The organism is Corallococcus sp. AS-1-6 (genome assembly GCF_020037015.1).
GTDB lineage: Bacteria > Myxococcota > Myxococcia > Myxococcales > Myxococcaceae > Corallococcus.
In genome coordinates, this window is sequence record NZ_JAIQDE010000015.1 from 132,344 (window position 1) to 152,172 (window position 19,829).

Annotated in this window: 15 protein-coding genes; 10 read left to right on the forward strand and 5 right to left on the reverse strand. The window is 68.9% G+C overall.

The annotated features are described in order from the left end of the window. The first annotated feature begins 73 nt into the window (after nt 1-73). Nucleotides 74-880 carry a hypothetical protein gene (locus tag K8612_RS21640; RefSeq protein ID WP_223763684.1) on the forward strand — a complete coding sequence of 269 codons (807 nt, stop codon included), beginning with the start codon at nt 74-76 and terminating at the stop codon, nt 878-880. 75 nt (nt 881-955) lie between these two features. Here K8612_RS21640 and typA read toward each other — a convergent pair whose 3' ends face one another. The 3 genes from typA to K8612_RS21655 all read right to left on the reverse strand — a co-directional run bounded on the left by typA (nt 956) and on the right by K8612_RS21655 (nt 5,482). Beyond that, the gene (gene typA, locus K8612_RS21645) at nt 956-2,806 is read right to left on the reverse strand and encodes a translational GTPase TypA (protein ID WP_223763685.1); all 1,851 of its coding nucleotides are present in this window, start codon (nt 2,804-2,806) and stop codon (nt 956-958) included. Nucleotides 2,807-2,972: 166 nt separating this feature from the next. Beyond that, nucleotides 2,973-3,896 (reverse strand): alpha/beta fold hydrolase, encoded by a 924-nt coding sequence (locus K8612_RS21650; RefSeq protein WP_223743173.1) that lies wholly within the window; start codon nt 3,894-3,896, stop codon nt 2,973-2,975. After that, the gene (locus K8612_RS21655) at nt 3,893-5,482 is read right to left on the reverse strand and encodes a sigma 54-interacting transcriptional regulator (protein WP_223743172.1); all 1,590 of its coding nucleotides are present in this window, start codon (nt 5,480-5,482) and stop codon (nt 3,893-3,895) included. The genes K8612_RS21650 and K8612_RS21655 overlap by 4 nt, the downstream gene beginning before the upstream one ends. Nucleotides 5,483-5,595: 113 nt before the next feature. On the opposite strand from K8612_RS21655, the gene K8612_RS21660 reads away from it, so the two are divergent. From K8612_RS21660 to K8612_RS21680, 5 genes are all read left to right on the forward strand, one after another. After that, complete coding sequence (locus K8612_RS21660) at nt 5,596-6,591, forward strand: cation diffusion facilitator family transporter (RefSeq protein ID WP_223763686.1); 996 nt, start codon at nt 5,596-5,598, stop codon at nt 6,589-6,591. A 47-nt stretch (nt 6,592-6,638) separates the two neighbouring features. Beyond that, entirely contained in the window at nt 6,639-7,682 is a 1,044-nt protein-coding gene (locus K8612_RS21665) for a hypothetical protein (protein WP_223763687.1), read from the forward strand. 10 nt (nt 7,683-7,692) lie between these two features. After that, nucleotides 7,693-8,250, forward strand: coding sequence for a 16S rRNA (guanine(966)-N(2))-methyltransferase RsmD (rsmD, locus tag K8612_RS21670; RefSeq protein WP_223763688.1), 558 nt, complete (start codon nt 7,693-7,695; stop codon nt 8,248-8,250). A gap of 47 nt (nt 8,251-8,297) precedes the next feature. Further along, on the forward strand, nt 8,298-8,780 hold the full coding sequence (gene coaD / locus K8612_RS21675) for a pantetheine-phosphate adenylyltransferase (RefSeq protein WP_223743168.1): 483 nt from the start codon (nt 8,298-8,300) through the stop codon (nt 8,778-8,780). An 81-nt stretch (nt 8,781-8,861) separates the two neighbouring features. Beyond that, nucleotides 8,862-10,055 carry a pyridoxal phosphate-dependent aminotransferase gene (locus K8612_RS21680; RefSeq protein WP_223763689.1) on the forward strand — a complete coding sequence of 398 codons (1,194 nt, stop codon included), beginning with the start codon at nt 8,862-8,864 and terminating at the stop codon, nt 10,053-10,055. An 11-nt stretch (nt 10,056-10,066) separates the two neighbouring features. Here K8612_RS21680 and K8612_RS21685 read toward each other — a convergent pair whose 3' ends face one another. Continuing rightward, nucleotides 10,067-10,825 (reverse strand): hypothetical protein, encoded by a 759-nt coding sequence (locus tag K8612_RS21685; protein ID WP_223763690.1) that lies wholly within the window; start codon nt 10,823-10,825, stop codon nt 10,067-10,069. Between the two features lie 142 nt (nt 10,826-10,967). On the opposite strand from K8612_RS21685, the gene carB reads away from it, so the two are divergent. The 4 genes from carB (at nt 10,968) to K8612_RS21700 (ending at nt 17,954) form a co-directional block, all read left to right on the forward strand. Continuing rightward, nucleotides 10,968-14,219: a carbamoyl-phosphate synthase large subunit gene (gene carB, locus K8612_RS21690; protein ID WP_223763691.1), complete on the forward strand. Its 3,252-nt coding sequence runs from the start codon at nt 10,968-10,970 to the stop codon at nt 14,217-14,219. Nucleotides 14,220-14,467: 248 nt separating this feature from the next. Further along, the gene (locus K8612_RS39610) at nt 14,468-14,728 is read left to right on the forward strand and encodes a hypothetical protein (protein WP_373692125.1); all 261 of its coding nucleotides are present in this window, start codon (nt 14,468-14,470) and stop codon (nt 14,726-14,728) included. A 228-nt stretch (nt 14,729-14,956) separates the two neighbouring features. Then, nucleotides 14,957-16,927 carry a rhomboid family intramembrane serine protease gene (locus tag K8612_RS21695; protein ID WP_223763692.1) on the forward strand — a complete coding sequence of 657 codons (1,971 nt, stop codon included), beginning with the start codon at nt 14,957-14,959 and terminating at the stop codon, nt 16,925-16,927. Between the two features lie 253 nt (nt 16,928-17,180). Beyond that, nucleotides 17,181-17,954, forward strand: a complete 774-nt coding sequence (locus tag K8612_RS21700; RefSeq protein ID WP_223763693.1) for a pentapeptide repeat-containing protein — start codon at nt 17,181-17,183, stop codon at nt 17,952-17,954. 10 nt (nt 17,955-17,964) lie between these two features. On the opposite strand, the gene K8612_RS21705 is transcribed toward K8612_RS21700, so the two are convergent. Further along, nucleotides 17,965-19,818, reverse strand: coding sequence for a hypothetical protein (locus tag K8612_RS21705; RefSeq protein WP_223763694.1), 1,854 nt, complete (start codon nt 19,816-19,818; stop codon nt 17,965-17,967). Between the last annotated feature and the right edge of the window lie 11 nt (nt 19,819-19,829).

Sequence of the window (19,829 nt, forward strand, 5' to 3'; positions counted from 1 at the left end):
GCGGGCGGATTCAGGTCCGCCGGTCGTGTGCTCACCCTGAAAGTCACCCTCGCGGTTCTTTCCAGGTAAGCCCATGACCCCCGTCCTCCGTTCCCATGCCCGTGTGTGGGTGCTGGTGCTGTCGTTGCTGTCAGTCCCCGCCTTCGCGCAGGGCATCCCGAACCTGCCGTCCGCGGAGGAGTGCTGGGGCCAGGGGCCGGACGCGGATGGCGACGGGGTGGGGGATGGCTGCGAGCTCCAGGTGGCCGCGGCCTTCATGCCCACGCTGTGGATTGCCCAGGGCGAGAAGGGCGTGGCGCGCCGGCCGTACTTCGCGGCGCGGCCGCTCAGCTCCGCCCTGCGCACGCTGCGCATCTTCTACCTGGCCGCGTATTCGGAGGACCACGGCATCCCCAGCCTGGGCATCTTCAACGTCTTCGCCCACGACGGGGACTCCGAGTTCCAGGTGCTGGACGTGCACTACGCGGACGGGCGCTGGTACCTGGACCAGGCCTTCCTGTCCGCGCACCTGGAGACGGCGTGCGACTCCTCGGGCTGGTACGGCTACGCGCAGCTCGAGTACGCGGGGGCGTACCGGGGCGCGCCGCGCGTCTACGTGGCCGTGAACAAGCACGGCTCCTACGCCTCGAAGGACGCCTGCGACCGGGGCTGCTACTTCACCGACAGTTGCTCCCAGGGCCGGCAGGAGGCGCTGGATCCGGGCAACCGGCTCGCGGGGCGCAACGTGGGCTCCCTCAGCCTCCCGCTCATCAACGCCGTCACCCTCAACGGGCAGACGGAGCGGCTCCTGGACGACGTGGAGTTCAAGGGCTGGGACGACCAGGCGAACCGGAGCAACTCCACGCCGTACCGCGCCCGGCTGGTCCGCTTCGGCTTCTAGGCCTTGGAACGAAGCAGGGGCCGCCACCCGCGAAGGTGACGGCCCCTGGAAGCTTCAGGCGTCTCGACGGAAGGACTACTCCGCCTCGGCGCGCTCCTCGCGCTTGCGGTCGCGCTCGGCGCGGTAGCGCTCGCCCACGGCCAGCGCCTTCTTGCGCATGCGGATGGACTTGGGCGTCACCTCGACGAGCTCGTCGTCGGCGATCCACTCCAGGGCCTTCTCCAGCCCCATCTCGCGCGGCGGGACGAGGATGACGTTCTCGTCGCGGCCGGCGGCGCGGATGTTGGTGAGCTTCTTCTCGCGGCAGCAGTTGACGTTGAGCTCGGACGGGTGCGCGTGCTCGCCGATGATCATGCCCTCGTACACGGTGGTGCCCGCGCCCACGAAGAGCTGACCGCGCTCCTGGATGCTGAACAGCGCGTACGGCACCGTGTCGCCCAGGCGGTCGGAGACCATGGCGCCGTTGGCGCGCTTCGGGATGTAGCCGAACCACGGCTCGAAGCCGTCGAACTGGCTGCTCATGATGCCCTCACCGCGCGTGATGGTGAGGAACTCCGAGCGGAACCCGATGAGGCCGCGCGCGGGGATGCGGAACTGGAGGCGGGTGCGGCCCGAGCCGAGCTGCGCCATGTCCGTCATGCGGCCCTTGCGGGGCCCCAGGCGCTCCGTCACCGCGCCCACGCTGTTCTCCGGCACGTCGCAGAAGAGCAGCTCCATGGGCTCGTGCAACTGCCCGTTGATCTCCTTGGTGATGGGCTCCGGGTTGGAGGCGGTGAGCTCGTAGCCCTCGCGGCGCATGTTCTCGATGATGACCGCCAGCGCCAGTTCGCCACGGCCCACCACGCGGAACGCGTCCGGCGTCGCGGTGTCCTCCACGCGCACGGCCACGTTGCGGTAGGCCTCGCGGTACAGGCGCTCGCGCAGGTTGCGGGAGGTGACGAACTTGCCCTCCTTGCCCGCCAGCGGCCCGTCGTTGACCTTGAAGATCATCATCATCGTGGGCTCGTCCACGGTGATGCGCGGCAGCGCCACGGGCTTCTCGAAGTCCGCGATGGTGTCGCCGATGGAAATCTCCTCGATGCCCGCGATGGAGACGATTTCACCGGGGCCCGCGTCCGGGATCTCCTGGCGCTTCAGGCCGGAGAAGCCGAACAGCTTGACGATCTTGCCCTGCTGCACCTTGCCGCCCTCGCGGACGACGGACACGGGCATGTTCGGGGTGATGCGGCCCGCCTGCACGCGGCCCACCGCCAGACGGCCGACGTAGTCGTCGTAGTCCAGGTTGGCGACCAGCAACTGCAGCGTCGTCTGCTCCGCCGGCGGCGCGGGCGGGGGCGGGATGTGCTTGATGATGGCGTCGTACAGCGGCTCCAGCGTCTTGCCCGGCACGTCCAGCGACGTGGAGGCCTGGCCCTGGCGCGCGACGGTGTAGAGGACCGGCATCTCCAACTGCTCCTCGTTCGCGCCCAGGTCGATGTAGAGCGAGTACACGAGGTCCAGCACGTCCTTGGCCCGGGCGTCCTGGCGGTCGATCTTGTTGATGACCAGCACCGTCTTCAGGCCCATGGCCAGCGCCTTGCTGAGCACGAAGCGCGTCTGGGGCAGGGGGCCTTCAGCGGCGTCCACCAGCAGGATGACGCCATCGACCAGGCGCAGACCGCGCTCCACCTCGCCACCGAAGTCGGCGTGGCCCGGGGTGTCGATGATGTTGATCTGCATCCCCTTGTAGGAGACGGCAGTGTTCTTCGCGAGGATGGTGATGCCCTTCTCGCGCTCGAGGTCGTTCGAGTCCATGACCCGCTCGGCCACGTGCTCATTGGAGCGGAAGGTCCCCGCCTGCCGGAGCAGGTGGTCGACGAGGGTGGTCTTGCCGTGGTCGACGTGGGCGACAATGGCGACGTTGCGGATGTTTTCGCGAGAGATCATCAGGACCAACTAACGGAAATGAAGGTGCGAAGAGACACGCCCAGAACGGGGAATCTCAATCCCACCGGAACCCGGAAGGCGGGGGCTTATATGCCGGGGGCTTCCCACCTGCAATGAAGGCGGGTGTCCAGCAGGTAAACAATCAGGCCCCCCGCCGGCTGGGCGCTTATCCCACCTTCGGGGGGATTTCGGCGGTCTCCACCCCCAGCCGCTCCCTCAGGAAGCGCTCCACGCGCAGCTCCACCAGCCCCGGCACTTCCAGTGGGGCGGTATGGGTGCCCTCGGAAATCATCAGGAGTTCAGAGGAGGGGATGCGCTCGGCCATCTTCCGGGACAGCCAGCCGGGGGTGAAGCGGTCCTTCTCCCCGGCGACCACCAGGGTGGGCACGTCCACGTGCTCCAGGTGGTCCTCGGCGGTGTGGTTGGCCAGCGAGTCCAGGGTGCGCACGAAGACGACGGGGTCCATCCGCGCCAGGTGGGTGAAGTACGGGGCCAGGTCGTTGCGCGCGATGAGCTCCGGGTTCATCTCCAGGCGGATGGCCAACTGCACCACCAGCTCCGTGGTGAGCGCCCCGTGCACGATGCGCGCGGCGTGCCGGGGGAAGCGCTCCACCGCGGCCCTCAGGGTGGGGAAGAGGCGCTTGAGCAGCGTGGAGTCATGGAAGGTGTCCAGCGGCATGCCGTAGCTGCCGCACACCAGCACCAGCCCCTCCACGCGCCGGGCGTAGCGGCGGTGGAACTCCAGCGCCACCTGCACGCCCATGGAGTGGCCGAAGAGGACGGCCTTGTCCATCTGGGCCGCGTCCATCACCCGCGCCAGGTCGTCGCAGGTGTACGCCATGCCGATGCGCGTGCGGTCCGTGGGGACGGTGCTCTTGCCGTGGCCCCGGTAGTGCCAGCGCAGCACGCGGTGGCGCCGGCTCAGGTAGGGCAACAGGTACTTCCACGCGAAGCCGTCACAGCCCAGGCCGTCGCACAGGACCATGCCCGGGGCGCCGTCTCCCCGCACCTGGTAGTAGAGGTCCGCGCCGTCCGGCACCCGCAGCGAGTCCTGCCGGAAGGAGACCGCCTGTCCGTGGGGGGCGCTCACGCCTCGGCCTCGTCGTTGTCCATCCCCTCGGGGATACCCTTGTCCAGCCCGTAGCGGGAGATTTTCAGGAGGAGGTTGGAGCGGCTGATGCCCAGCTCACGCGACAGCCGGCTCTTGTTGTAGCGGGTGCGCACCAGGCCCTGGTGGATCATCTCCTTCTCCAGGGACTCCACCGCCTCGTGCAGCTTCCCGTGCGCGCGCGGGGCGATGAAGGGCCCTCCGCCGGGGACGACGGCGTCGCGGATGCGGCTGGAGAGCAGCTCCGCGGGGATGGTCTCCAGCTCGCCCCCCAGCACGAGCAGCCGTTCGATTTCGTTCTCCAGCTCCCGGATGTTCCCCGGCCACGCGTACGCGCCCAGGATGCCCAGGGCCTCCGGCGCCAGGCCCCGCGCGCGCTGGCCCTCGCGGTGGTGCTTGCGCAGGAAGTGGTCGATGAGGACGGGCAGGTCGTCCTTGCGCTCGCGCAGGGGCGGCAACTGCAGGCGGATGACGTTGATGCGGTAGAAGAGGTCCTCGCGGAACTCGCCGCGCTTCACCAGCTCGCCCAGGTCCTTGTGGGTGGCGGCGATGACGCGCACGTCGACCTCGCGCGAGTGGGTGCCGCCCACGGGCAGGAAGGTGCCCTCCTGGAGCACGCGCAAGAGCTTCACCTGGAGGGCGGGGGACATGTCGCCCACCTCGTCCAGGAAGAAGGTGCCCTGGTCCGCGACCTCGAAGAGGCCCTTCTTGTCCTTGAGCGCGCCGGTGAAGGCGCCCCGGGTGTGCCCGAAGAGGGCGCTCTCCAGCAGGTTGTCGTTGAAGGCGGAGCAGTTCTGCACGACGAACGGCTTGTCCTTGCGCGGGCCGTTGTGGTGGATGGCGCGCGCCACCAGTTCCTTGCCCGTGCCGGACTCGCCGTTGATGAGGACGGTGGAGTCGGAGTGGGCCACCTTCTCCATCAGGCGGAACACCTCGTTCATGGCCCCGGAGCGGCCGATGATCTTCTCGAAGCGGTAGCGGTTGGACAGCTCGGAGGCCATGGACTGGATGGTCTCCTCCTTGCGCGTGAGCTCCACCTCCTGGTTGGCGATCTCCGTGACCGCGAACTCCAAGAGGTCCGACAGCTTGCTCAGCTCCGAGCCGTCCAGCACCGGCACGCGCTCCGCCGCGCCCTCCAGCTCCAGCGTCGCCCCGGGCGCGATGTCGCGCATCTTGCCCAGCAGCACCTGCCCGTCCCCGGCCGTGAGCGGCTGCCGGGCGAAGCCCTCCACGAAGAGGAAGCCCTCGTACTCGTTGCGGATGTAGAGCGGCGCGCCCACGATGGACAGGCGCAGGTGGCAGTCGTGGAAGAGCGAGCGGCGCAGGTTCTTGGCGGCCTTGAACTTCTCATGCAGCACCCGCACCGACTGGGCACACCGCCGCATCCCCTCCCGCGCCCCCAGGGCGTGGCGGCAGAAGTCGTTGGGCGGCGGGATGAAATCCCCGCGCTGCCAGTCGTGCACCACCCCGTTGCGATCCGCGAACGACAGCTCCACCTGCCACCACTTGCGGATGACATCCCTCAACATGACAATGGTGTGCAGATTCTGATGCTTCTCGAAGTCCATCCCCACGGTCCTCGCCCTGTTGCGGATCAGGACAACGGATCTACGGGGTTGTCCGAAATCAATCCAGCGGCACCTGTCCGAATGACAGCGCTGATCGCGTACCCTGGTTCCCTGTGAGCGCACCCCCACATACACACGGCAGGGCAGGGCACGGTCATTCGCATGACCACGACCATGACCACTCGCACCCCGGGCACTCGCACGGCCATTCGCACGGTCCGCGCAAGGGCGGGCTGGCGGAGGAGCGGCGCAAGGACCGGCGGCGGCTGCTGTTCGCGCTGGGGCTGACGGCGACCATCATGGTGGCGGAGGCCGTGGGCGGCTTCCTGACCAACTCGCTGGCGCTGCTCTCCGACGCCGGGCACATGCTGACGGACGTGTCGGCCATGATCCTGAGCCTGCTGGCGCTCTGGTTCGCGGGGCGGCCGGCGGACCTGAAGAAGACCTACGGCTACTACCGGATGGAGATCCTGAGCGCGCTGCTCAACGGGGTGCTGCTCCTGGTCATCACCATCTTCATCCTGATGGAGGCCTGGGAGCGCGTGCGCACGCCCGCGCCGGTGGAGCTGGGGCCCATGGCGCTGGTGGCGGGCATCGGCCTGGTGGCGAATCTGGCGGCGCTGGGCTTCCTGCACCAGACGCACTCCATGAACGTGCGGGGCGCGTTCCTGCACGTGCTGGGGGACACGCTGTCGTCGGTGGGCGTGCTGATTGGCGCGGGCGTGATGTGGTGGACCGGCTGGTACGTCGTGGACCCCATCATCTCCGTGATGATCTCGATGATCATCGTCGTGGGCGCGCTGCGGCTGGTGAAGGACGCGGTGGACGTGCTCCTGGAGGCGGTGCCCGCGCACGTGGACCTGGAGCAGGTGCGCTCGCTGATGGCGAAGGTGCCGGGCGTGCAGGCGGTGCACGACCTGCACGTGTGGACCATCTCCAGCGGGATGTACGCGCTGTCCGCGCACCTGGTGGTGGCGGACCCCATGGTCTGCAACAACGACGACATCCTGTCCGCGGTGAAGCACGACCTCTTCGACCGCTTCGGCATCGACCACACGACCATCCAGATCGAGAGCCAGTCGTACGCCCACCTGGGCGAGGTGCACTGACTCGCGCTTGCGAAAGGGGCGCGGGGCGGGGATTCTCGCCGGCTCCTATGAGCGTGCTGGACAAGGTGTTGTCGCTGCGGCCGGGCAACGTGGTGGCGCGGGTGGGCCCGGGCTCCCGGGTGCCCCTGTTGGATCCACGGGAGCTGCTCGGGGCGCTGGAGTCCACGCCCATGGCGCTGCCGTGCCTGCCGGTGCTGTCCAAGGGGGCGCTGCCGGGCCTCTTGGGCGCGGCCCGCGCGGAGGACTCGGTGCTGGGCCTGTGCTGCCCGCACCCCCTGGCGGACCGGGGCGCGCCGGAGCGCTTCGTGAGGGCGGTGCACGCGGCGGCGCAGGAGGCCGAGCACACCCGGCCCCTGTTCCTCCAGGCTGGCCCCCTCCGGGTCGCCTCCACGGACGCGGACGTGCTGGACGCGCTCCAGGACGGCATCTTCCGGGTGGTGGACGCGGGCTTCGCGCTGGTGTCGTTGGACCTGTCCCGCCTCACCTCCTACGAGGCCGTGGAGGCGGTGAACGCGCTGGTGGGCCCGCTCAAGGAGCGCGAGCTGTCGCTGGAGGTGTCCCCGCCCCAGGTGTCCGCGGGCGGGCTGGTGGACGCGTGCGCGACGCTGCTGGAGGGCCTGTCGCAGTGGCAGGTCCCGCTGCGCCTGCTGCGCGTGTCGGAGGCGCAGTTGGGCGAGGGCGAGGTGGACGTGGAGCTCCTGCGGCGGGTGGTGGAGACGGCCTCGGGGAAGGGCGTGGCGCTGGCGGTGGCGGATGCGTCCGCCGGTCCCGCGCGGGGGCTGTCCAGCTACGTGGCCGTGGGCGTCCGCAAGGTGGAGTGGAGGGGGCCCTTCGGTCCGCTGGCGCTGCGCGCCTGGCCTCCGGAGGTGCGCGAGCAGGTGGTGGCGCGCGCCCAGGCGGCGGGCATGCCGGCCGGGGAGCTGCTGTCCGTGCTGGAGGAGGGGCTGCCGCCGCTGACGCCCGCCGCGCGGGAGACGCTGGAGGCGCTGTCCTTCGCGGAGGCCACGGAGGCGCTGGCGGCGCTGGGGGCGCACCGATCGGCGTCGGTGGCCATGGCGTTCCTCGCGAAGCCGGGCGGGGACCTGGGGTAGAAGGGCGCGCATGCGCATCGTGGCAGGCAGCGCGAAGGGCCGGGCCCTGACGGGGCCCAAGCCGTCGTCCGGACACATCCGCCCCACGGCGGACCGGGTCCGTGAAACCATCTTCAACATGCTGGGCCAGTTCCTGGACGGCCAGGCCGTGCTGGACCTGTACGCGGGCACCGGCGCCCTGGGGCTGGAGGCACTGTCGCGGGGCGCGGGCCGGCTGGTGCTGGTGGACCAGGACCGCGAGGCCCTGGCCCTGTGCCGCAAGAACACCGACGCGCTGGGCTTCACGTCGAAGGTGTCCATCCTGGCGCAGCCCGTCGCGCGCGCGGTGGAGACGCTGGGCAAGCAGGGGGAGAAGTTCGAGCTCGTCTTCGCGGATCCGCCCTACGCGGCGCGCGTGGTGGAGACGGTGCTGGACGCGGTGGTGGCCGCGGGCCTGGTGACGCCGGGCGGCGTGGTGGTGGTGGAGCACGACAAGCGGGAGGCGGCTCCGGACGCCCACGCGGGGCTCGGCCGGGAGGACCAGCGCCGCTTCGGGGACACCCTGGTGAGCTTCTACCGGGCCCCGTGACGTGCGCTTGACCGGCCCCGTGGGCCCGCCGAGACTTCAGCGCACCCATGCCCGTCGCCATCTATCCCGGTTCGTTTGATCCGCTCACCAACGGGCACCTGAGCCTCATCCAGCGCGGCCTGAAGATGTTCGACCGGCTCATCGTCGCCATCGCGGTGAACCCGAAGAAGACGCCCCTCTTCAGCCAGGAGGAGCGCATCGAGCTCATCCGCGAGGCGGTGAACGACCCCCGCGTGGAGGTGGACGCCTTCCACGGCCTGCTGGTGGACTACGTGCACCAGCGCAACGTGAGCGTCGTCATCCGCGGGCTGCGCGCGGTGTCGGACTTCGAATACGAGTTCCAGTTGGCGAACATGAACCGCAAGCTGGCGCCGGACATCGACACCGTCTTCATGATGACGGGCGAGGCCTACTTCTACATCTCCTCGCAGTTGGTCCGGGAGGTCGCGACCTTCGGTGGGAACGTGGACGGGCTCGTGCCCCCGAACGTCAACGCGAGCCTGAAGAAGAAGTTCGGCCCGAAACCCTAGGGTCGTCCCCAAGGGGCAGTCGGCCCACGGGACGTACGAGCGGGCTTGTCCGCTTCGGGAGTTCCGCGCTAGGCAAGGCGCATGAAACTCGCCCGCCGGCTGCAAGCCATCAAGCCCTCCGCCACCCTGGCCCTCAACGCACGCGCCAAGGCGCTCGCCGCCAGCGGCAAGGACGTGGTGGTGCTCGCCGCCGGCGAGCCGGACTTCGACACGCCGGAGTTCGTGAAGCAGGCGGCCATCGAGGCGCTGCGCACGGGCTTCACCAAGTACACCGCCACCGCGGGCATGCCGGAGCTGCGCGAGGCCGTCTGCCGCAAGCTGGAGAAGGACAACGGCCTGAAGTACGCGCCGGACCAGGTGGTGGTGACGGCGGGCGGCAAGCAGTCCCTCTACAACTGCTTCCAGGCGCTGCTGGACGAAGGGGATGAGGTCATCATCTTCGCGCCGTACTGGGTGAGCTACCCGGACATGGTGCACCTGGCGGGCGGCACGCCGGTCATCGTCCCCACGCGCGAGGAGGACGGCTACGCGCCGGACCCCGAGGCCATCAAGAAGGCGCTCACCCCGCGCACGCGCGCCATCGTGCTCAACAGCCCGGCCAACCCCACGGGCGCGGTGTACTCGCGCGCCACGCTGGAGGGCATCGCCGCCGCGGTGCGCGGCCACGACTGCCTCCTCGTCACGGACGACATGTACGAGAAGCTCCTCTACACGGGGGAGCCGTTCCTCAACATCGGCAACGTGGCGCCGGACCTGGTGCCCCGGCTGCTGGTGTCCAACGGCCTGTCCAAGTCCTACGCGATGACGGGCTGGCGGCTGGGCTACGCGGCCGGGCCCAAGGCGCTCATCTCCGGCATGCAGTTGGTGCAGGACCAGTCCACCTCCAACGCCTCGTCCATCACGCAGAAGGCGGCGCTGGCGGCGCTCACCGGCCCCACGGACACCATCACCGCGATGGTGAACGAGTACCGCGAGCGCAGGGACCTGTTCGTCGCGGGGCTCAACGCCATCCCCGGCATCCGCTGCCGGCTGCCGGAGGGCGCCTTCTACGCGATGGCGGACGTGCGGGGCCTCCTGGGCAAGAGCTACCAGGGCAAGCCGCTGACGGACTCGCTCCAGCTCTCCGAGGCGCTGCTCAACGACTTCCTGGTGGCGGCGGTGCCCGGGGATCCGTTCGGCGCGCCGGGCTACATCCGCATGAGCTTCGTCACCTCGCGCGAGGTGCTCCAGAAGGGCCTGACGCGCCTGCGGGACTTCGTCGCGGCGCTGGGCTGAGGCGGGCGCCCTCAGTCCGTGTACGCGAAGGCGTGCCAGGTGAGGTCCGGGCTGCCGCGGAAGAGGAAGATGGCCGCGTGGCCCGAGAGGTTGCCCACCGCGGCCCAGGTGTCCTTGAGCGCGCGCGGATCCAGCCCCAGGCGCGCGGGCGGCTTGCCGTACTTCTTCTCCATCTCCGCGATGGGCAGCACCTCGATGTCGTAGAGGGTGACGAGGTCCGTGCGCCGCGCGCGCAACTGCTTCACCCACGCCTGCACCAGCTCGTCGGGGGTGTTGAAGCGCTTGTCCTCCAACTGGAACGGGTAGAGCAGCTCCGCGGACGCGTTGCGCACGTCCCCCGTGAGCAGGCTCTGGAAGAGGAAGCGCGCCTCGTTGTGGATGACCGAGCGGGCGATGCCCTCCGGGGACAGGTCCTCCTCGGTGGGGCGCGCGGCGTCGCGGCCCGGGGCCAGCAGCGGGACGCTGCCCACGGTGGAGGGCGTGGGCGGCGTGGGCGGACGCGCCGTGGGGGGCACGGGCGCGGCGGCCGGGGGCGTGGCGGCGGCCTGCGGAGGCTTGCGAGGGGCCGGCGTGGGCGCGGCCGGAGCCTGGGCCGCGGCGGGGGCGGGCGCCGGAGCCGGGGTGGGCTCGGCGGGGGCGGGCGCCGGCGCCGGGGCGGGCGCCCGGGGTGGCTCGGCGGTGGGCTCGGCGGCGGGCGTGGCGGGAGCGGGGTCCTGGGCGAGGGCGGGCGCGCAGAGTAGGACGAGCAGGGCCAGGGGCCAGCGACGCATGAAACCTCCGGAGGGAAGCGCGGCAGCGTAGCAGAGGACGCCGGGCCGGGGTCCCCCGAGCAAGCGGGCGTCGGACGGTCTCTTCGCATGCCACAACGCACCGCGTGCATGTGGCGGCGGACGTTGGTATGGGGGGCGCCCGATGCCCAAGCGTACCGATATCCGGAAGGTTCTCGTGATTGGCTCGGGCCCGATTGTCATCGGGCAGGCCGTCGAGTTCGACTACTCAGGCACCCAGGCGATCAAGGCGCTTCGGGACGAGGGCGTGGAGGTGGTGCTGCTCAACAGCAACCCCGCCACGGTGATGACGGACCCAGAGTTCGCGCACCGCACCTACATTGAACCCATCACCGTGGAGGCGGCGGAGAAGATCCTCGCCGCCGAGCGGCCGGACTCGCTCCTGCCCACCATGGGCGGGCAGACGGCGCTGAACCTGGCCAAGGCGCTGGCGGAGCGCGGCATCCTGGAGAAGTACGGGGTGCGGCTCATCGGCGCGTCCCTGGAGGCCATCAACAAGGCGGAGGACCGCCAGCTCTTCAAGGCGGCCATGCAGAAGATCGGCGTGGCGCTGCCCAAGAGCGGCTACGCGACGACGCTCGCGGACGCCATGGCGCTGGTGGAGGAGATCGGCTTCCCGGCCATCATCCGCCCCTCCTTCACGCTGGGCGGGACGGGCGGCGGCATCGCGTACAACCGCGAGGAGTTCGAGGCCATCTGCCGCTCGGGCCTCAAGGCGAGCCCCACCTCCACCATCCTCGTGGAGGAGAGCGTGCTCGGCTGGAAGGAGTACGAGCTGGAGGTGGTCCGCGACTCGGCGGACAACGTCATCATCATCTGCTCCATCGAGAACCTGGACCCGATGGGCGTGCACACCGGTGACTCCATCACCGTGGCGCCCGCGCAGACGCTGACGGACCGCGAGTACCAGCGCATGCGGCAGGCGTCGCTGGCCATCATCCGCGAGATTGGCGTCGACACGGGCGGCTCCAACATCCAGTTCGGCATCCACCCGCGTGACGGCCGCATGGTCGTCATCGAGATGAACCCGCGCGTGTCGCGCTCCAGCGCGCTGGCGTCCAAGGCGACGGGCTACCCCATCGCGAAGGTCGCCGCGAAGCTGGCGCTGGGCTACACGCTGGACGAATTGCGCAACGACATCACCCGCGACACGCCGGCCTCCTTCGAGCCGACGCTGGACTACGTGGTGGTGAAGGTGCCGCGCTTCAACTTCGAGAAGTTCCCCAAGGCGGACCGCACGCTGACCACGAGCATGCGCTCGGTGGGCGAGGTGATGGCCATTGGCCGCACCTTCCCCGAGGCGTACATGAAGGCGCTGCGCTCCATGGAGCTGGGGCGCGTGGGCCTGGAGTCGCCGGAGCTGCCCACGGAGAAGGAGGAGCGCGAGAAGGTCCTGCACGAGGGCCTGCGCGTGCCCCGCCCGGAGCGCCCGTGGTTCGTGGCGCAGGCCTTCCGCGAGGGCATGACGGTGGAGCAGGTGCACCAGCTCTCCGCCATCGACCCGTGGTTCCTGCGGCACATCGAGGCGCTGGTGCGCGAGGCGCAGGCGCTGGCGGACATTGGCCGCCTGGACCACCTGACGGACGACGTGCTCCGGCAGGCGAAGGCGCACGGCTTCTCCGACAAGTACCTGGGCAACCTGATGGGCTACCCGGAGGCGGAGGTGCGGGCGCACCGGCACGCGCGCGGCATCCGTCCGGTGTTCAAGCGGGTGGACACCTGCGCCGCGGAGTTCGAGGCGTACACGCCCTACCTGTACTCCACCTACGAGGAGGAGGACGAGGCGCCCCCCACGGACCGGCAGAAGGTCCTGATTCTTGGCAGCGGGCCCATCCGCATCGGGCAGGGCATCGAGTTCGACTACGCGTGCGTGCACGCGGCCTTCGCGCTGCGCGAGGCCGGGTACGAGACGGTGATGGTCAACTGCAACCCGGAGACGGTGTCCACGGACTACGACACGTCCGACCGCCTCTACTTCGAGCCGCTGACGATCGAGGACGTGCTGGAGGTGTCCCAGCGCGAGAAGCCGGTGGGCGCCATCGTGCAGTTCGGCGGGCAGACGCCGCTGCGGCTGAGCGTGCCGCTGGAGCAGGCGGGGCTGCCCATCCTGGGCACGTCGCCGGACGCCATCGACCGGGCGGAGGACCGCGAGAAGTTCGCGAAGCTGATCGAGAAGCTGGGCCTGAAGCAGCCGGAGAACGGCGTCGCGCGCAGCCACGCGGAGGCCTTCAAGGTGGCCGAGCGCATTGGCTACCCGGTGATGGTGCGTCCGTCGTACGTGCTGGGCGGGCGGGCGATGGAGACGGTCTACGACGCGGCCAGCCTGGAGCGCTACATGCGCGAGGCGGTGAGCGCGTCGCCGGAGCACCCGGTGCTGATCGATCGCTTCCTGAAGGACGCGATTGAAGTGGACCTGGACCTGGTGGCGGACCGCACGGGGCAGGTGCTGATTGGCGGCGTGCTGGAGCACATCCAGGAGGCGGGTGTGCACTCGGGTGACGCGGCGGCGACGCTGCCTCCGCACTCGCTGTCACCGGACCTGGTGGAGCGGATGAAGGACCAGGCCATCTCCATGGCGCGCGAGCTGGGCGTGGTAGGCCTGATGAACGTGCAGTTCGCCATCCAGGGGAAGAACATCTACATCCTGGAGGTGAACCCGCGCGCCAGCCGCACGGTGCCGTTCATCTCCAAGGCGACGGGCGTCCCGATGGCGAAGATCGCGGCGCTCTGCATGGTGGGCAAGACGCTGAAGGAGCTGGGCCGCACGGAGGAGCCGGAGTTCCGGCACGTGGCGGTGAAGGAGAGCGTCTTCCCGTTCGCGCGCTTCGCTGGCGTGGACGTCATCCTGGGCCCGGAGATGAAGTCCACGGGCGAGGTGATGGGCCTGGCGGAGGACTACGCGTCCGCGTTCGCGAAGAGCCAGTTGGCGGCGGGCGTGAAGCTGCCCAAGAGCGGCCGGGTGTTCATCTCCGTGAAGGACGAGGACAAGCCGGCGGTGGTGGACCTGGCGAAGCGCCTGCGGTCGATGGGCTTCAGCCTGACGGCGACGGCGGGCACGCACGACTACCTGCTGACGAAGGGCATCGAGTCGCAGCGGGTGCAGAAGGTGAAGGAGGGCCGGCCGAACATCGTCGACAAGATCGTCGACGGGGAGATCGTCCTGGTCATCAACACCACCTTCGGCAAGCAGGAGATCGCGGACAGCTTCTCCATCCGCCGTGAGGCGCTGATGCACTCGGTGCCGTACTACACGACGGTGCAGGCGGCGCGCATGGCGGTGGGCGCGCTGGAGTCGCTGAAGCGCTCGGACCTCGCGGTGAAGCCGCTGCAGGGCTACCTGTACGGCGAGAACGGCGTGCCCCCGGCGCGCCGGTAGGGACGGGCCGCGGATGGATGGACCGGGCCTCCCTGGACGACAGGGGGCCCGGCGCCTGGAGAGGAATGGCGTGAGTCGCTCCACCTCACGGTTCGTGCCCCCAGGCCTGCGTGGATCATGACAAGGACGGCCTGGGGGCCCGCGAGGACAACTGCCCGCTTGTCTTCAACCCGGACCCGCAGGACCGTGACGGGGACCACATCGGAGACGCGTGCGATCCGGACCTCGTTCATGCGGACGTGTGGCTCGTGGCGTCCCTGGCGCCGTCCCCGGTCCTTGTGAACGACGAGATCCGGCTGTCGGCGACGGTCACCAACACAGGCAACCTCGCCGCGACGGGCCTCTCCGTTCGAGTGATCCTACCCGATGCCATGACCCTGCTCCGAAGCACGGATGGAACAGGTCAGCCGTGTCAGGTCTATGGGATGCGCGTCATTTGCGCGATGCCAGCGATTGGAGGGATTGACTCCACGAGCATCGTATCGCCACTGCCGGGGCACACTCCATGAGCGGTGCGCCTGTTGAGATGATGTGAGTTGCTCGACTTGGCTGGCTTCACGGATTTGAACCCATGTCCTGTTTGGCCCGCCGGATGCGGGCGTGTGTCACGGCGTGCTATGCCCATGCGCGACGCGTGGAGTTGCTCCGCGCTGCGCTGCATGGGTGGGGGCCCCGCCCGCCGAGGTGAGGCTTCCGTCATGGTGTTCCTGCTCCCGCTTGGAGTGGATGGTGCGACGTTGGACCGTCGCCCCTGGGTCTCCGTCTCCATCGCCGCCATCTGTGCCGTGGCCTTCTTCATCACCTGGGTGGTTCCCGCGAACCCGGGCGGGGTGGGTGAGGGCGAGGTTCGCGAGCTGCTCCAGGAGACGCTCGCCCATCCCGACCTGGAGCTGCCCCCGGGCTGCACCACGCTCCTCAGTGAGCACGGCAAGGCGCTGCTGGCCCGGCTGAAGGAGGAGGCGGAGGTGCCGGCCGGTGGTGTGGACGTGAATGCGCTCCAGGCACGGCTTGACGCGCATTGTGAGAGCATCCTGGAGGCGAGGGATTCGGGCCTGTTCTACCGCCTGGGCCTCCTGCCCGCGCGGGGCCCGATCCAGTGGGGCTGGCTGACGTACATGTTCCTGCACCTCGGGTGGATGCACCTGCTGGGGAACCTGCTGTTCTTCTACGTCGTGGGGTTGCTGCTCGAGGACGCCTGGGGCCGGCCGCTGTTCGCGGCCTTCTACGGGGTGGGGGGCCTGGTGGCGGGGATCGCCCACTTCGCGCTCGATCCCCAATCCCAGACACTGATGGTCGGTGCTTCTGGCGCGGTGGCGGCGTGCATGGGCGCGTTCTGTCTGCGCTTCGCCACGCGCAAGGTCCGCGTGGGCTACCTCCTCTGGTTCCTGAAGATCTGGCGCGGAACCTTCGGTGTTCCCGGTTGGCTTTGGGCAGGGCTCTGGTTCGGCAACGAGGTGCTCGACTTCCTCCTCTGGGGCAACAACACGGGCGTCGCGGTGATGGCGCACATTGGCGGGTTTGCCTTCGGCTTTGTCGCGGCCAGCGCGCTGCGTGTGACACGCCTGGAGGAGCGCTTCGTCGCCCCCGCCATCGCCGCGCGTGAGGGCGGCTGGGTGGCGGACCCGCGCATGCTGGAGGCTCAAACGGCGCTGGACGGCGGAGACCGTGAGAAGGCACGGGCGACCTTCCAGCGCATCCTGGCGGACCATCCGGACAACACCGAGGCGCTGCTCTCCCTGGGGCGGATGGAGCTGGAGGACGGCCGGGTGCCTTCCGGCTCCGCGCGGGTGGAGAAGGCGCTGCAGCTTCTGGTCGGACGTGACGTCCCTGAGCCGCTCTGGCACGCCGTGGACCAGTTGGGAGAGCTGTTCCCCGTGGACCGGCTGCGCCCGGGTGTCGCCTGGCGCGTGGCGCAGGGCATGGACCAGGAGGGGGCGCCCTCCAACGTGATGGGGATGGCCGAGTCGCTCTATGTCGCGGCGGGCAAGGGCACCGGCGCCATGGCGGTGCGCGCCCTGATTCGCGCCGCGGAGCTGCGGCTGGCGCGCCGCGACGCGCCGGAGAAGGCGGCGGAGTACCTGGCCCGGGCGAAGCCGATGGCGACCGGCGATGCCGCCACCTTGGCGGAGCGGATTGGCCCACTGGAGCTGGAAGCGGCCCGGATGGAGGCGCGGAGGAAGGACCGGGGCATCGCCCTGGACACGGAGTCCGCCGCGCCACGGACCCGCGCCGTCGCGGCCCTGGCGCCCGCGTCGCCCGGCAGCTCCACGCTGCCCCCGCGAATCATCCCCTGTCGCATCCTGGGGCTGTCCGACAAGGCCCTGATGGTGGAGTCCCAGGGAGGACAGCGCCGGTCGCTGGCAGTCACGGAGGTCATGGCGGTGGCCGTGGGCATGCTGCCCATCGCCGGTCCCGAAGGCACGGCTCCCCGGCAGACGGTGCTCACCGACCTGGTGGTGTCATGGGGCGACCTGGAGCAGGGGCCGACCGTGCTGCGCATCCCGGCCGCCGGGCTCGGGCTGCCGGAGCGCTATCCCGGCGTCGCGCCACGCGAGGCCTACGCGCGCTTCCTGTCGGCGCTGCTGGAGCACTCCGGCGCCAATGCCCTGCCAGACGCGCCCACGCTGGCCGAGGGCCGCTATCCACGCTTCGCCACCGAGGGCGAGCTCACGGCGCACTACTACGGTCAGGTGGCCGCGGCGGCTTGATGCGGGGGGAGACCTCCGGGCCCGGTACCGGCCTTGTTCCCAGACATCGCGGCGCAGCCGCTCGTGAGCTCGGTTCGTGCCCGAGGCGAGGACCTGATTGCGGCGGAACGGGCTGTAGGTGCCTGGGGGCGCATCGCCTCCTGTTCAATCCCGCGTCCACCGTGGTATCCGCGTACGTTGCTGCCCCGCGAGGCCGGGGCCTCGTCCGCTCACGAGACGTATGAGCGCCACCGCTGGCACCAGGGGTCTCATCATGACGTCGGCTTCCCTTCCTCGCTGGCGGTCCCCCTTTGTTCGCCTCGTGATTCCCGCGACGTTGTCGTTGGGCCTGCTGACAAGCTGTGAAAGCGCCCAGGACAAGCTGCTTCGTGGGTTCATGGAAACCAAGGCGTGTAACGGCTGTCAGTTGGTCGGGGCGCGTCTGGAGGGGGCCGTGCTGCCAGGGGCGCAGCTCCGGGACGCCTCCCTGCGAGAAGCACGGCTTGCTCGGGCGAATCTGCGCGGCGCGGATCTGCGAGGGGCCTCCCTGGCCTCAAGCGATCTGAGTCACGCCGAGTTGCAAGGAGCCCGGTTCGAGGGGGCCTACCTGACGGGCACCCAACTCCAGGACGCCAACCTGGAAGGGGCGGACCTTCAGGGCGCGCGCTCCCTGGAGAGTGCGGACTTCTCGGGCGCCAATCTGCGGAATGCCCGGCTCGCTGGCAGCAGGTTCTTTGGCCCCTCAGGCCCGTATCAACGCACCGAGCGTTCTCATTTCTATTCTGTCCCAAGCGGCGGGGCGAGCCTGCCGCGGGTGGACTTGCGCTCGGCGGATCTGAAAGACGCTGTCCTGGCGTACTGCAATCTGCAAGGCGCCCAGCTTCAGGGCGCCATCTTGCGCGATGCCTCGCTGGAGGGCGCCGACCTTCGCGGCGCGAACCTCCTGGATGCGGACCTGAAAGGCGCCCAACTGGAGCAGGCTATCTGGGTGGATGGCACCCGCTGTGGGCCTGGCTCCGTGGGTCGCTGCGCCCCCGAAAAGCCCTGAAGGGACTTCTTCAGCGCTTCGTGCTGGTGAGCTGTTCCTCGAGGGTGGCGCGGACCTTGGGATACAATTCCTGCCTGCTGATGGAGTGCGAGACCCGCATGAAATAGGACAAGCCTCCATAGGATACGGGAGGCGTGAAGTCCCGCTTTGCAAGCGCCAGTGGGGCGGGTTGGGCGTTCTGATACGGGAAACGCAAGCTGGTCTGCCCTTGAATCGTCTGCAGGATGGGCGAAGACAGGGGAGTGACCTCCAGTTGCCCGACGCCTCGCTCCTTGAGGATGCCAACGTAGGTTTCGGCAACGGAGCACAATTCGGCCAGCGCGGCGACCGCTGGAATGCTGATCAGTGCACCGGCCTCGCGGAAGAGTTTGACGGGATCGGTTGGAAGCGTCAGCAGGCTCGATGGCAGGATCTTGTTTGCCTTCAGCAAGACCACGAGCGCGTCCAGGATGCGCCGGAAGGTGACGACGGTTTCTCCCCACTCGGAGATCATCCCGCTGACGGGGGTGTGGTTGGCCAGAAGGGTGAAGATGAGGTCCATCAGGTCGGTTCGACTTGAGGACCTGGCGTACCTGGCCTCGCATTTCTCCAGGCGTCCCACGAACTTGTCGTAGGCCGTGTCGAGGTGGAACTGGGCGTAGGCGTCTTCCTTGGTGACGTCGACGTCGATGATGCGGGTCGCGAAGGGCGTCTTGGCGTACTGGGCGGCCGGGGATGCGCTGGTGTTGTCGAAGCTCTGGAGCTGATTCTCGAAGGTGGCGGCGATCAGATCGCAAAGCGGGCCGCTCAGGGTCTTGGGATTGACTTGGAGGAACCGGGAGAGCGCCCTCAGGAACCTGGCGGCGTGCAGGTCGTCGAAGAATCCCATGAGCGGGTATTGCCCGCTGCTCCGGCGTGCTTCGAAGGCCTTGAGGGTCGGGTGCAGGCTTGTTTCGAGCGCTAGCAGCTCGGCCTGGAAGCGGTTGGCGAGCTCGTTGTTGATGATCTGCCGCTTCTTGATGAGCTTGCCTGCGAGTTCGGCGGGCTCATTGAAGGTGATGACGTTGTTGAGCGCGCAGACGACCTCGCGAGCCTTGGCGATGGTGCCCTGGACGTTTTTTATCGCGCTGATGCAGTTGTCGTAGAGCGCCTTCCCCTTGGTGGGGTCCATCAAGAGCTTCAGGTTGATTCCAAGGGACTTGTCTGTGTCATGGGGCCGGGTGGACTTGAAGGCGCTCTCGAGGACGCTGGTCTTGAAGGTGACTTTCGAGAGCTGCGCGGAGAAGTCGTTGAACTCCGCCCGTTGAAAGGCGTCATGAAATGGCAGGAGCGAAAAATCGGCGATGACCCGCTGTGTCAAGTCGTACTTGTTGTGGACGTTGATGATCTTGCAGTCCGGGTGAAGCGGCTGGGTGTTGACCTGGTGCTGCCTGGTGAAGAACGGCGTCGAGAGATAGGTGATGCTGCGGATCTTCCATTGGCGCGGCCACGTCTTGGCGGCTTGTTCCGTGAGCTCGTTGATGACGTTCCCGCCATGGGAGTGGCCAATGAGATGGAACGCCACTTCGCGGCCAAGGAAGCCCTTGTAGTAGGCGCTTTGTCCCCCGGAGCCACAGAGGCGGTTGGCGAGGTAGGTCCCGGCGACCTCGCGGTTGGTGGCGCCATTGTCTCCAGTCCATCCATGGGCCGTGAAGACATGGACGTTGGTGTATCGCCGGCGCAGGTCCTCGATGGTCTTGCGCAAGCCGATGTTCTCTTGCCAGTACCAATCTGGGTCGAGCATCTTCGTGCTGCGTTGATAGCTCGCGGAGCGGGCCTTCAGGTCGCTGTTGACCGGGTCCACTGTTCCGCTCACCAAGACAATGATGTTGGGGACGTCAGACATGGGTTCCCTCG